Origin of the sequence: Zarconia navalis LEGE 11467 (genome assembly GCF_015207075.1) — a bacterium.
GTDB lineage: Bacteria > Cyanobacteriota > Cyanobacteriia > Cyanobacteriales > Geitlerinemataceae > Zarconia > Zarconia navalis.
In genome coordinates, this window is the sequence record NZ_JADEXN010000002.1 from 1 (window position 1) to 13,206 (window position 13,206).

General features: G+C 48.2%; 11 protein-coding genes. 5 read left to right on the plus strand and 6 right to left on the minus strand.

Going from position 1 to position 13,206, the window contains the following annotated elements; translation table 11 throughout:
- Positions 1-911, minus strand: a 911-nt coding sequence (gene pyk, locus IQ235_RS00140) for a pyruvate kinase (protein WP_264319468.1), incomplete at its 3' end; no start/stop codon positions are given.
- 826 nt (positions 912-1,737) lie between these two features.
- Here pyk and IQ235_RS00145 point away from each other — a divergent pair.
- Positions 1,738-2,571 carry a DUF928 domain-containing protein gene (locus IQ235_RS00145; RefSeq protein WP_264319469.1) on the plus strand — a complete coding sequence of 278 codons (834 nt, stop codon included), beginning with the start codon at positions 1,738-1,740 and terminating at the stop codon, positions 2,569-2,571.
- 39 nt (positions 2,572-2,610) lie between these two features.
- On the opposite strand, the gene IQ235_RS00150 is transcribed toward IQ235_RS00145, so the two are convergent.
- From IQ235_RS00150 to hemL, 4 genes are all read right to left on the minus strand, one after another.
- Positions 2,611-3,207 carry a Uma2 family endonuclease gene (locus tag IQ235_RS00150; protein WP_264319470.1) on the minus strand — a complete coding sequence of 199 codons (597 nt, stop codon included), beginning with the start codon at positions 3,205-3,207 and terminating at the stop codon, positions 2,611-2,613.
- A gap of 300 nt (positions 3,208-3,507) precedes the next feature.
- Positions 3,508-5,718 (minus strand): phosphoketolase family protein, encoded by a 2,211-nt coding sequence (locus IQ235_RS00155; protein ID WP_319592530.1) that lies wholly within the window; start codon positions 5,716-5,718, stop codon positions 3,508-3,510.
- 209 nt (positions 5,719-5,927) lie between these two features.
- Entirely contained in the window at positions 5,928-6,656 is a 729-nt protein-coding gene (locus tag IQ235_RS00160; protein WP_264319472.1) for a choice-of-anchor E domain-containing protein, read from the minus strand.
- A 634-nt stretch (positions 6,657-7,290) separates the two neighbouring features.
- Positions 7,291-8,589: a glutamate-1-semialdehyde 2,1-aminomutase gene (gene hemL / locus IQ235_RS00165; RefSeq protein ID WP_264319473.1), complete on the minus strand. Its 1,299-nt coding sequence runs from the start codon at positions 8,587-8,589 to the stop codon at positions 7,291-7,293.
- Between the two features lie 183 nt (positions 8,590-8,772).
- Here hemL and hisIE point away from each other — a divergent pair, with 183 nt between their 5' ends.
- The 4 genes from hisIE (at position 8,773) to IQ235_RS00185 (ending at position 11,792) form a co-directional block, all read left to right on the plus strand.
- Positions 8,773-9,423: a bifunctional phosphoribosyl-AMP cyclohydrolase/phosphoribosyl-ATP diphosphatase HisIE gene (hisIE, locus tag IQ235_RS00170; protein WP_264319474.1), complete on the plus strand. Its 651-nt coding sequence runs from the start codon at positions 8,773-8,775 to the stop codon at positions 9,421-9,423.
- Positions 9,424-9,661: 238 nt separating this feature from the next.
- Positions 9,662-10,036 (plus strand): hypothetical protein, encoded by a 375-nt coding sequence (locus tag IQ235_RS00175; protein ID WP_264319475.1) that lies wholly within the window; start codon positions 9,662-9,664, stop codon positions 10,034-10,036.
- Positions 10,037-10,427: 391 nt separating this feature from the next.
- Positions 10,428-10,925 (plus strand): pentapeptide repeat-containing protein, encoded by a 498-nt coding sequence (locus tag IQ235_RS00180; protein WP_264319476.1) that lies wholly within the window; start codon positions 10,428-10,430, stop codon positions 10,923-10,925.
- A 276-nt stretch (positions 10,926-11,201) separates the two neighbouring features.
- Positions 11,202-11,792: a hypothetical protein gene (locus tag IQ235_RS00185; RefSeq protein ID WP_264319477.1), complete on the plus strand. Its 591-nt coding sequence runs from the start codon at positions 11,202-11,204 to the stop codon at positions 11,790-11,792.
- Between the two features lie 15 nt (positions 11,793-11,807).
- On the opposite strand, the gene tyrS is transcribed toward IQ235_RS00185, so the two are convergent.
- Positions 11,808-13,019 carry a tyrosine--tRNA ligase gene (gene tyrS, locus IQ235_RS00190; RefSeq protein WP_264319478.1) on the minus strand — a complete coding sequence of 404 codons (1,212 nt, stop codon included), beginning with the start codon at positions 13,017-13,019 and terminating at the stop codon, positions 11,808-11,810.
- Positions 13,020-13,206 lie beyond the last annotated feature (187 nt).

The following is a 13,206-nucleotide window of genomic DNA, read 5'->3' on the forward strand; positions in this document are numbered from 1 at the left end:
GCGACATCGGAAATTTCCGCTCGCGTGGGTCGGGCTGAAGATACCATACTATCGAGCATTTGGGTGGCAGTAATCACCGGAATTCCCAGTCGATTCGCCGTCCGAATCAGCCGTTTTTGTAAGATGGGAACGTCTTCTGCTGGAAGTTCGACCCCCAAATCCCCCCGTGCCACCATCACCCCATCGCACAGAGAGAGAATTTCCTCCATTTGCTCGATGGCTTCGTGTTTTTCGATCTTGGCAATCACCGGCACGTTTTTCCCAGCGCTCGAAATCAGTTCTTTAATTTCGAGAACATCTTGCGGGTTGCGCACGAAGCTCAGCGCCACCCAATCGATGCCGCGATCGAGTCCGAACATCAAATCTTTGCGATCTTTGTCGGTCATGGCTTTCACCGACAGATAAACTTTAGGGAAATTCACTCCTTTATTATTGGAAAGTTTACCCCCGACAACCGTCCGACAGTGGAGTTCTCCAGCGGCGCGGTCGATTTTCTCCACCTGCATTTCCACCCGACCGTCGTCGAGGAGAATCATCGCCCCTTCGGGAACTTCTCGGGCGAGTGGTTCGTATGTAATAGAAGATATCGTTTGAGTGCCAACGATAAGTTGACTGGTGAGGGTAAACGGATCGCCTTCTTTGAGATCGATCGAGCCATTTTCAAACCGCCCCAGGCGAATTTTCGGACCCTGAAGGTCTTGGAGAATACCGACGGGTTGGTTCAGCTCGAAGGAGATTTGGCGAATCAGACGAATGCTGCGCTGGTGGTCGTCATGAGTGCCGTGGGAGAAGTTCAGTCTGAGGGTGGTTGCTCCAGCGCCAATTAGCGCCCTCAAGACCTCTGGGCTACTCGTTGCCGGGCCGATCGTGGCGACAATTTTGGTTCGACGCAGGGGGGTTTTTAGTGGCATGAACACACAATCTAGAGGGGTCGCGAGGAATTTGGCAATTCCCTTGTGGATAGTGTCTCACGATCGCCTCCTTTTGCTGACACTTGGGGGCGTAAATTCTCAAATTCGACCTTCGCCCGATCTCGTTCTCCTGGGTCAATCCAGGGTGTGCGAGAACGAAATGACTCGCGTCTGGGATCGGTGGTTCGGACAAAGGCTTCAATGGTTAAACGCGCGCGACTCCTAGCCCTTTGGTGGCACCCATAGAGTATTGCACTCGTGCTGACTACTTTTGGGCGATCTTGAAACATGAAGAACGAATATCGGGTCGTGGCGTTTCGATATTCGTGACTTTCACATTAATTTGCTTGTAATATTGAATAAATGATAAAACTTCATTTATTTAGATAAACATCGAACCCTACACCGATCTAGTTAGTGAAATATCTCATCTGTTTTCATCCACAAAAATAGTATATTAAAAAGCACTTCATTCTTGTGATTTTGTTCGTTATCGGCAATAAGAATATGGATACTTGTGGAATAGTTTTAAAATTGACAGTACCCCGTTCGGGTACTTCAGTTAAAATGAAAAATGATAGAATTGATGTAGAGGAATAAACTTTTTCTTTTCGCAATTTCGATCTTACACCGCACTTGCTATCGATCGAGTTGGATGACCGAGCTGTTATGGATAAACCCAGAACAGAGCCATTGGGTGCGCGCGCGAAGGAATACTTAGAGTAGAAGTTGAGTTCGCAATAGACGCATTCTCAAAGCCCTCGCCAAAACCATCCAAATCCTAAATTCAAGAATCTTGACGATCCACGAAGGAGAAAATATTGTTATGTCGATCGAAAAAATTTGCTTGCACTTGCCAATAAGTTTGGCAGTTCTAGCATTAGGGGGAACGATGGGTGACCCTGTCTGGGCTGGTGGTGTCGATCGTCTTCCATCAGAGCATTTAGAACTACAGAGTGGGGAACGTCATCTTGATGATTTGGCATACCAAGTCGTCTTCGAGTCCCCTCCCGGTCGCAGCGCACCCAGTAATTCAGTGGGTGGAGGAACCCGCAGTTCCCAGGTCTGCAACAATCGCTCGACCATCGGACTGACTCTCCTGCTTCCCCAAACGGGTTTGGGATTAACCGTCGATTCTCATCCGGCATTTTTTGTCTACGTTCCCGATTCGGATTGTAATTATGCCGAGTTTAGTTTATTTGAAGAGGATGGTGACCAGGAAATCGTTTACGAAACTCGGTTTTCGATCCCGAACGCGCCGGGAATCGTTAAGGTAGAACTACCCGAAGATAGCCCTTCTCTAGAAGTCGGTCAGAATTATTCGTGGTACGTTAGTTTGGCCTTAGATGAGTCGAGTGAAATTGACGTTCGCTTTCCCTTTGCTGCGGGTACCATCGAACGGGTTGAAGCGGATTCGGAACTGATTGGGGATTTAGAAAACGCCACTCCCCTAGAACAAGCCGCTGCATATGGTACGAAAGGAGTTTGGCACGAAACGATCGCCATTCTTGCCGAACTGTTAGAGTCTCAACCCAATAATATCGAGCTTCAAAAACAGTGGGAAGACTTACTTCAATCGGAAGATGTAGGATTAGCAACCATTGCTGGGGAGCCGATCGTCGAATGCTGTAATCTAGAGAGTTCTGACGAGGCACTCTAAAAGCGATTGCAGTTGATAAAGGAGTGAGGGAGATGGTATCTAATCCTCACTCAACCCCTTCATAAAATCAGTCATTGCCTCTAGCTTCGAGTTTTTTTTGATGCAGCGAACGAACAGATCGCGATCGAAATCGGGAAGTAATTCGCTATTGGCAACTTTTTCATAGTTTACGTCCCGAAAATTATAGATCGAAAGTTCATTGGTTTGCCAAAACCAAACTTCACGTACCCCAAATCGTTTATATTTTTCCAGTTTTTCGATGCCACCACTGGTGATGATAACCTCCACGGCTAAGTCCGGATGCTTTTTCTTCTCGCCGATGTAATAAGACTCGTCCGGTTCAAAAGATGCACCTCTTTCTTCGGCTTCTCGGGTGGCACTGCCAACGGGAACGAACTCGATCTGATTGTGTAAAAAGAATAGTTCAATTAACGCACCAATAATAGTTTTAAGAATTTCATGTTCTTCGCCAACAGTCATAAATTCAACGCACCCATCTAAATAGCTAATTCGGACTCCTGGTACATCTTCGATCGAGGCTTGAATAGCTTTGAATTGCTGCCACGTATGAAAACCCGGTAGCGTGAATCGTTGCTCTGGGGTTGAGGAGGCTGGGTTGTGAATGGATGCTAACACGATATAACCTCAGATGGAATGATAATTATTTTTTGAATTTATCAAATAGTATTTTGAAGTTTTTTATATCAATTAAACCCTTCACCCCAACTTTCTTTTTTCTTCTCATAGAAATTTTCCCAAAGCGGTAATGTCTCAGGAAACTCGTCAATTTTATTTTTAAATATTTCTTCCATTAAAAACTCACAATTTATTGGTCGATGTAGACATGGTTGAATTGACTTGTGGAAATAGCTTGTAGCTGCACTAAAATACGAGACTAACGCTCGAGTGCAGCTACAGCTTTAGTTTTTCGTTATTCTAGCTCAACAATTCCATCGCTCTCGCCGTCAAATTCTCCGCTGTAATTCCATTCATTTTCATCACCAGCGCCGCACTCGCCGCTGTATCTCCTCGCTTCCAAGCAAAGGTATCCCGCTTGACGGTACTGCGCAACATCACCGGTTCGAGCATTGCACTCGCACCCCCGGTAACCCCAATGAGCGCGTCACCACCGAACATCGCCTCGAATCCGGCATCGCTCAAGAATCCACCATCGGCTTGACTGCAAGTATCCCAGGCGGTATCAGAGGAACGATACAGGCGACGAGGATTGATCGTAGAAACAATGCGCGAACCGATGCCTCGTTCGTGTAATTGACCGGCAGCTTCGTAGGCAGGAATCAGCGTCATATCACCCACCACTGCAAACACCACTGTCTTGTCACCGGGAATTTCTTGCAACACCACCGCCCCATCGGCTAATGCCTGCCGGGTTTGTGCGAAGGTCGTTCGCACCGGTAGCGGCGACTTACTGGCGGTAATCGTCACGCCCTTATTCTGCGTCCCCAGCGCCCACTCGTAACAGGCTTGAATGCTGTTGGCATCGCAGGGGAACAGGGGAAACACGTTACCGTTGCGCATCATGGCAGCAAAGTAGTTTTCGATTTCCGGGCGTTGGTGCGTCCAGCCGTTGCGTCCTTGTTCTAGCGCCCCGGCGGTGAATAGCGTCACGGTGGAAGGCGTGGAACGGCGCAACTCGGCCATGGCTTGGGTTACTGTCTGCCAGATGGGCAACCCGTTGATGGCAAAAGATTCGTAGGAACACCACAGCGATCGCCCCCCGAATAGCGCTTGGGCAGCCGCAAGCCCCGCGCAAGCATCTTCGCTGAGGGGTTCGTAAACCTGTCCTTGAGGTTGCTGGTAGTAGGTTTCGTCGGTGGTGGGATGAATGATTTTCAGCGCCACGTTGATATTGTTAACCCCAGAGGCAGCATTACCATCGGCGTTAGTGACAACGAAGTTGGGATCTTGTTTGCCCACGTAAGCGGCGATCGCTCCCATCGCAGTCGTGGCAACGGTTTTATCTTCGCCAACGGGGAATTCTTCCAGAGGCAAGGTTCCCAGTTCCGGAATGGAATACTCGAATTCGGTGACGGCAGTTTTGGCGGCCGGCCCTCCTCCGGCGCGAGCGAAGTTATCGCGCACCAGTTGCCAGGCCTCTGGGGTTAGCGACCGTTCTTCGAGGGCTTTGCGGATGTAGTCTTTTTCCGAGGTATCCCCAGCGTAGAGGTTGTGGGATTGCGCGCCGCGTTTGTGTACCCCCGCCCCTTTAAGCTGTTTGACGACCAGTACCGTCAGCGTGCCACCCAGAGCCGATTTAGCGGCTTTGTCCGTGGCTTCGAGTACTGCTTGGGTAAATGCCATGCGCCCTTCAAAGGAGAATCGGGTGCTATCGACGTAATCTCCGGGTTGGTTGGCATCGTCGTAGTCTTTGGCATCGAGGAGGACGACTTCGGCGAACCCGTTGCCTTTCCAGTAGGCGACAATTTCTTCGTTGGTTTTGGTGGAAACCATGCTGTGGTGTTCCTGAGAGAAGCCGTTCCACACCAGAATGGGCAGGAAGTTGGTGACTTGGGGATAGGCAGTATTGAAATGCCCGAAACTACTCATAATGTAGGGTTCCCCGAGACCGCCATCGCCGATGGTGACGGGGAAGAGTTTGTCGGGGTGTAACTTAGCCCCGGCCATGGCGAAATGTTGCCCTTGTCCCAAGGGACCTGCGGGATTGAGGAGTCCGGGAATCTGTCCGGAGAGGTGTCCGAGGAGTCCGTGGGTTTCCCGGAAACGATCGCGCATTTGCTGCACCGTTTCCACTCCCATCTCTTCGAGGGAGCGATCGAGAAACACATTGCTATAAAATCCGGGGGCGTGATGTCCCACTTCGGTAATAATATTTTTATACCCCAACATCATTAACGCGGCGATGCAGTCGGCGATACTGGCAAATCCACCGGGGTGTCCGGAGGCTTTGCTAGAAGTAATTTGTAGCGTCAGGTAGCGTAGGGCATCGGCGGCGAGAAGGGTTTGGTAAATGGCGGATTTATCGGTAAGAGAGGCGATCGTGGTTTTTCCTTCGGGAATAGCGGCTTCTTTTCCGAATCGATCGAATTCGGGTAGAGTTTGACTAAAAAATTGGATTCCCTGACAAAATTTTGGGAGGGTGGCGGTGGTCTCTGGGGCACTTCCGATGGTACTCAAATGCTTATCCTCTGGCGATCTAAGTGTAATCAATCAAACAAACTTAAGGATAATTCTTACATTTAGCCCGAACTTTAGCAACAATATTGTTGTTAAAGTTCGGGCTAAAATTTCTTATAACACTCATAACAATAGAGGGACAGCTTACTCAGCCGTCCCTCTATCATTCAAGTTATGGGTGCTTTATGAGATTTCAAATCCTAGGCATTTTCACCCTTTTTCTTCTTCATAAACCAGCCGGCGGCTGCTGCTAACCCAACACCAATCGCAGTTCCGGGTTCTGGAACTGGTGTAGCGGTTGGCTCGAAGACATACTCAACAGTAACCAATCCTGAAGCGACGGTTTGCCGAGCGCCCGAGATCGTATTACCATTATCGTCCGAACCATCGAAGTCACCTTTGGCATCAAACTCTCCCAACAGTGTGTCGCCTGCACTCCCCAGGAACTGATCGAAAAAAGCCCCACTGGCGAAACTGTTCGTTACTGAATCAGTTCCTGAAAGACCGGGAAGAGTTATCGTAGAAAGGTCGTTAGGATCGTCAAAATTGCCATCAAAATTGCCATCACCCACGTCGAGAAATACACTGTCACTGGCAAGCGATATTAACTCGGCTGCATTCAAGCCTCCCGCCATTAAGTCAAAGGTTCCAGTGAGTTCGATGTCAAGGTTCGCTGGCGAGCTGTCACTTGTATTCTCTGCAACTACCGTTCCCCCTACCGTTCCCTCTAAGGTGATATTCACTTCCAGCAAATTTCCTAGAGAGGTATCAAACTTTTCAATATCGAAAGAATCGGAAAAGTTGGTTTGCTGCTCGTCTATCGTAAAGTCTTGAAAGAGACTTGCAGCTTGGGCTGCGCCTGCCATACCGACAGCGGCAGTGAGGGCGGCGGCGGCGGAGGTCAGTTGTAATAGGTGTTTGGTTTTCATGGAGATTGCTCTACTTGACACGGCTCAGAATATTCAAATTTGAAAGGACACTGCGGAGTTGGAGCGATCGGCCATTAGATTTTGCCCTTTGCTTTGACTCCCCTCGAGTAATTGAGAAGTAGCAAGTGTAACCCGAGCAGCCAAAACATTCACTAAGAATTGATAACCTCTGGATTCTTAACTTTTGACCACAGCTAAGCTGAGTCTATCATTAGACTTTGAAGAGTACCACCACTTTTTTTAAAAGATACTGTAAAGATATGGGGCAATGTATGGGATTATAGTCAATTCAGCAATGAAATGACAAGGGTTCGTGGTGATTTCTTCATAAATACTGCGAACAATTTGAACAAAATTTAAGTATTTTCACCAGATTTATGCATCTTGGAGTAGGATATCGACGGATTTAATTCACTCAGTCGCACAAGCGGGCTTGTCAACACAATGCTGCGTTCGATCGAACCGATATAGAACGTAGAGGCGCGAGGGCGCGAACGACACTAACCTCTGTCAACGGTGATTCTAACGTTATACCAGTAGTCAGCCCTGCAAACCCAAGGCACAAAAAAAGGTGGGCAGCCGACCCAACACCCACCCTCTTGCACTCGAATAGATATCGATAACAGCGACGATCTTACAAGCTCGACAAAACTTCTCGTGCCGTTGCAACGGTGCGATCGATATCTTCCTCGGTATGGGCCAAAGATGTAAACCCGGCTTCAAACTGAGAGGGAGCAAGATAAATCCCACGTTCGAGCATGCCCCGATGGAACTTGCCGAATTTATCTAAGTCCGCCTTTTTCGCATCGTCGTAGTTGTGAACGGGACCAGCGGTAAAGAACATCCCGAACATGGCGCTGAGTTGACCGCCACACACTTCGTGACCCGTCTCGCGGGCTACCGACAGCAGTCCTTGGGAAAGTTTTGCCGTCATCTTATCGAGCTGGTCGTAAGCTCCCGGTTTTTGCAATAATTCTAATGTCTTGATTCCCGCCGTCATGGCCAGGGGATTTCCCGAGAGGGTTCCCGCTTGATACATCGGGCCCGCTGGCGCGACCATGGTCATAATATCTTGACGACCGCCGTAAGCGCCGACAGGTAAACCTCCACCGATGACTTTGCCTAACGTGGTTAAATCTGGGGTCACGCCAAATTTGGCTTGAGCACCGCCGTAGGAAATCCGGAAACCGGTCATCACTTCATCGAACACCAGTAGCGCGCCATGTTCTTGGGTGAGTTCCCGCAAGCCTTCAAGGAAACCCGCATCGGGAACGATAAATCCAGAATTGCCTACCACCGGTTCGAGAATAACCCCGGAAATTTGGTCGGGATGTTCGGCAAAGAGGGCTTTAACCGCTTCTAAGTCGTTGTAGGGTGCGGTGAGGGTGTCGCGGGTGGTGGATTTGGGAACGCCGGGGGAGTCGGGCAGTCCGAGGGTGGCGACACCAGAACCCGCCTTGACGAGGAACATATCGGCGTGGCCGTGATAGCAGCCTTCAAACTTGATGACCTTATCCCGTCCGGTAAAGGCTCGCATCAACCGCAAGACAGCCATACAGGCTTCGGTGCCCGAATTGACAAAGCGCACCATTTCAATGCTGGGAACGGCATCGACGACCATCTGCGCCAGAACGTTTTCTAGATAGCACGGCGCGCCGAAGCTGGTTCCTTTTTCGAGAACGTCGTGGAGGGCACCGAGAACCTCGGGGTGGGCGTGACCGCAAATGGCCGGTCCCCAAGTGCCCACGTAGTCGATATACTGATTATCATCGACATCCCAAATATAGGCTCCTTTGACGCGATCGAATACGATCGGTTGTCCGCCGACGGATTTGAAGGCTCTTACGGGAGAACTAACGCCCCCCGGCATCAACTTTTGAGCCTCCGAAAAAATTTTTTCCGATTGAGTGGTTTTTAAAGCCGCGTAAACCAAAATATTCTCCTTAAGTTGTCTGTCAATAGGGGTTTTACAAGTTCGGGTTCGAGAGATACTATATTAGTCGAAATGGGGGACTCCTCCACCCAGATGAATCCTTAATTAATGTAAACTTCCCAAGAGAGCGGTCAGTATATAAACTGAAACTGAAAACGAAGACTCAAAGTAGACGAACCAACGATGTCAAAAGCCCGAGTTCCAACTTTGAACCACTCGATCCCAGTGGAGAAAATCTGCTATGACGATCGGGGATTAGTACCGGCAATCGTGCAAGATTATCTCGATGGTACGGTGCTGATGATGGCGTGGATGAATCGAGAGTCGCTGCAAAAAACGCTCGATACGGGAGAAACTTGGTTTTGGAGTCGTTCTCGTCAGGAATTATGGCATAAAGGGGAGACCTCGGGACACCTCCAAAAGGTGCGCTCGCTGCGATACGATTGCGATAGCGATGCCTTACTGGTGGGGGTAGAACAAATCGGCGATATTGCCTGCCATACGGGAGAACGCAGTTGTTTTCACCAAGTGGAGGGGAAGATTTTCGCACCTCCAGCAGATACTCTGTCGGAGTTATTTGCAACAATTTGCGATCGTCGGGATAACCCCCAATCTGAGTCGTATACCTGCAAGTTAATCGAAGGTGGTGACAACAAAATTTTGAAAAAAATCGGCGAAGAAGCTGCCGAAGTCGTGATGGCGTGTAAAGATGACGATTCCGATGCGATCGCCTCTGAAGTTGCCGACTTGATGTATCATACCTTGGTGGCGCTTGCCTATCATCAAGTCGATGTGCGATCGGTTTACCAAAAGCTACAAGATCGAAAAAAATAACAGACAATGGAAAGATAAACGAATTGTAAATCTTTCTTTTGTTTTGGTTAGAATCCGAGTTGAAAAACGAGCTGAAGTCGATCGTTCGTTGAGGCTCAATGCGAGCGAGTTATGACTCACTTCACCGCGCTAAGTTATTGTCAAGGTTTTAGAAGAAGATTTTAACGGTTACCATCGCAACTTCAGCCACCGAATTTTACTCTTGTGTTACACAATTAGCGTATCTAAAGTTCAAATAATGACCATTCTGACTAGCCAAGAAATTGCTCGTTATCGGTCTGAATTAGCAGAATGTCCGGGAGCCCTCGCAGCTCTCGATACCATCGAAGACTGCGAGGGAGATCTAGAAGATGCGGCAATTTCCCTTGGAATTCAAGTTGGACAACAACCCGATCGTGGTGATTGGCTAGATGGTTTGGCAAAACGTTGTCGCGTGGCAATTTGTCAGGAAGAATTTCAGGAAAGTTTGGTGCGAGGTGAGTTAGCACCTGTGGTGAACCACTTAGTTGCTCAGAAAATTTGTCCGGCGATTTTAGCCACACCGGTTGCGATCTATGCGATCGAACAAGGGATCGAACAGTTTTGCGAACCCCTTAGTTTTAAACAGCTTTGATAGATCTTTCTACGCTTTTACGAGTTTTCCGATCTTTTTCTTGAAAGAAGGTACTAATACGTAAGGATACGCAATCTGGTCGATCGCCTTTTTTTCCTAACATCGTTCGGGCTGTAAACCTTATCATTCTTGCAGTTGAGCGATTTTTTGCGATCGAGCTTTTGACGTTCGGAAGTCATCAATTTTTTCACAGTCAAAGAAGTTTACGTATTTTTTACGAGACTTACGCATAAATTTACTCTTTCTTTAAAACGAATCGTATCAAAATTCAGCATAATATCTGAAGACAGTCCTTGTGCCAAAAAGCAATAATGAAGTAGGGAGTTATAGCAGCCCTCATAGAAATGAAGCGGGATGAGTAGAGGCAATCGTTAAGGACATCGGAGGAAAAATGAAACGCAATATTCTCGCGATCGCTATGTTGCTAATCCCGACCGGGTGGGCTGTTCCAAGTGATGCCGCAAATCCCGAACACGTTCGCCAAGTGATTGAGACCAGATTTTGTATTGGATGCGATCTTTCTGAAGCCGACCTCAGTGGAGTCGATTTACGCGGCGCAAATTTGGGTGGGTCGGACTTATACGAAGCGAATCTCCAGGATGTAGATTTATCGGGAGCCAACTTAACCGACGCTCACCTAGATTCAACGGATTTACGGAGAGCGAACTTAAAAGGTGTGATTCTCGAATGGGCGAACTTGGAAGGTGCGAATTTAAGTGGCGCCAATCTAAGTAGCGTAAATTTAGAATGGACGAACTTGGGTAAAACGAATTTAAGCGGAGCGAACTTACGCCGAGCGACCCTCAACGATTTCGATATGGACAGCTTAAATCTTTGCGGTGCAACCATGCCCGACGGATCGATTTCGACTGTTGGCTGTGAGGAATAGTTGGACGCAAGTTTTGAGTGGTAACCGTTGGGCAACAAATTGTTCTCGTCCTCTAGGTTGCTCGACTTCAGGAGAAATACAGTTTTCTCGTTTTGTGAAATCGCGATCGAAACTCGATAACTCATGAAAAACCTAACTCGGGTTTGATAGGGTAGTGTCTACGGCACTACCCTAAATTTTTGGGCTCTCTCGTTCGAGAGCTGCGGGCTGAATATGCCATCGGACATTTCTAGAAAAGAGGTTCAAAGTCTAATCTAGAGCGAAAATTGAGTTTTCATGTCTATTTCTACACGGGAACTCTTCAAGATAGCCGATCTCCTTGGTCTTTTAAAGAAGCGATCGAGGAAAGAGTTGTACGCATGTTATCCCAATTTACTCGATCGCGACGATATTGAATCGTTATCCGACATCGAACTTTGGGATGTGTCTGTTACCGGATTTATTCCCCTATTTGAATGCGGTTGCGGACATCGAGATATTTTAATCGTTAATGGCAAAGAGTCCGGTACGGTGATGACATTTTCGGATGCCGATCGCTGGTTGGCAAACTCAAATCAAACTTTCTCGCAATATTATTTAGCTTGGCTAAACGAAAATTTAAGAGATTTCGATCGATGCCAAGAACTGATGAATACCACCCAATCGGTTAAAGACATCGAAGGGAGGATGTATCTCGAACGAATATCGGCACGTCAGTCGGGAGAAAGACGATTTTCCGGTTCTGGAGCGATCGATTTAATCGTTAGTTTAATTAATATTGAAAAACCCGTCGAACTCTTCGGTCGTTCCGGACAAATTCTCATTCGTCCCGGCCAAACAGAATGGGTCGATCGAAAATTGCAAGAGTGGAGAAATTCTCACCGATAAAAACGTTCGAGAAAACTAGGAAACCAGGCGCGTAAATCGCTTTTTTCCCACCTGCAATACCTTGCCCACCAATGCCGACGGCGAGTCAAATGCCACATTCACATCCGAAATGCGATCGCCATCTAAACGTACCGCACCTCCTTGAATTTGTCGCCGTCCCTCGCCGCTACTCTTACACAACCCACTCGCACCCAAAATATAAAATAACTTCGCTGGAAACTCGATCCCCGCTAGGGAAAATTCCGGAACGGCTTTTTCTGTTCCCGTCGTACCTCCACCAACCAAGGTCATTGCTGCTTGCTGTGCTTGGACGGCTGCCTCCTGGCTGTGGTATTGGGTGACGATATCCAGCGCCAGCAACTTTTGTCGTTCTCGGGGATTTTCGGGTAGGGAGGCAAGATTTCGATCGGTCAACAGCTCGAAATACTGCCCTATTAAAGTATCTGGTGTTTTTTCCAACTTGGAGTACATCGACAGCGCATCCTCTTTCATCCCTACGTAGTTATTCAAAGATTTCGACATCTTCTGTTCCCCGTCGGTACCGATGAGAATGGGTAAAAGTAAGCCAAATTGGGGTTTTTGACCGAAATGGCGCTGTAGATCGCGTCCCACCGCCAAATTGAATTTCTGATCCGTCCCGCCTAACTCCACATCCGCTTCCACCGCCACCGAGTCGTACCCCTGCATTAGGGGATAGAAAAACTCGTGCAAGTAAATCGGGTTTCCCTGTTCGTAACGCAGTGAAAACCCTTCCTTTGCCAGCATTTGTCCGACCGTCATCGTCGAAAGCAACTCTAGGGTTTTCGCCAAATCCAGCTTCGACAACCATTCGGAGTTGTAGCGAATTTCCAACCGTCCCGGTGTCTCGAAATCCAGAATCGGACGAACTTGTTCTAAGTACGTTTGGGCATTATTTTTGACATCTTCTGAAGTTAACTGCTTGCGCACCTCCGATTTCCCCGTCGGATCGCCAATCCGGGCAGTAAAATCACCAATAATCAAGACGGCAGTGTGGCCTGCATCCTGAAATGCCCGCAGCTTGCGAACCGGGATACTATGACCCACGTGTAAGTCAGAACCCGTGGGATCGATTCCGAGTTTCACCCGCAGGGGGCGATCGCTTTGGGTTAAGAGTCGAGCGAGATTTTCACTCGGGTCGTCAGATTCGGGTTTGTCGGGAAAAATTTCCTCAGTTCCCCGAAATAACCAAGACAGGCTGGTATTCATATCGTATTCGCGCTCGGCAATCCTTGCTATTATCGCTTAGAATCGAATGCGTATGAAGTAAAGTAGATCTCATTAAGATTTAGATCGAAAAATCCACTCCGCGCGATCGCATCCCCAGCTAAACAGGCTCTATTGGGTCTTAATGAGCGATCCCACGGTCGGTCTACTTACAGATACCGATTACAGG

Excerpts from the sequence above, each read along its gene's own strand:
- IQ235_RS00145 (WP_264319469.1), top strand. The coding sequence starts at position 1,738 with ATGTCGATCGAAAAAATTTGCTTGCACTTGCCAATAAGTTTGGCAGTT.
- IQ235_RS00160 (WP_264319472.1), bottom strand. The coding sequence starts at position 6,656 with ATGAAAACCAAACACCTATTACAACTGACCTCCGCCGCCGCCGCCCTC.
- hisIE (WP_264319474.1), top strand. The coding sequence starts at position 8,773 with ATGTCAAAAGCCCGAGTTCCAACTTTGAACCACTCGATCCCAGTGGAG.
- IQ235_RS00175 (WP_264319475.1), top strand. The coding sequence starts at position 9,662 with ATGACCATTCTGACTAGCCAAGAAATTGCTCGTTATCGGTCTGAATTA.
- IQ235_RS00180 (WP_264319476.1), top strand. The coding sequence starts at position 10,428 with ATGAAACGCAATATTCTCGCGATCGCTATGTTGCTAATCCCGACCGGG.
- IQ235_RS00185 (WP_264319477.1), top strand. The coding sequence starts at position 11,202 with ATGTCTATTTCTACACGGGAACTCTTCAAGATAGCCGATCTCCTTGGT.
- tyrS (WP_264319478.1), bottom strand. The coding sequence starts at position 13,019 with ATGAATACCAGCCTGTCTTGGTTATTTCGGGGAACTGAGGAAATTTTT.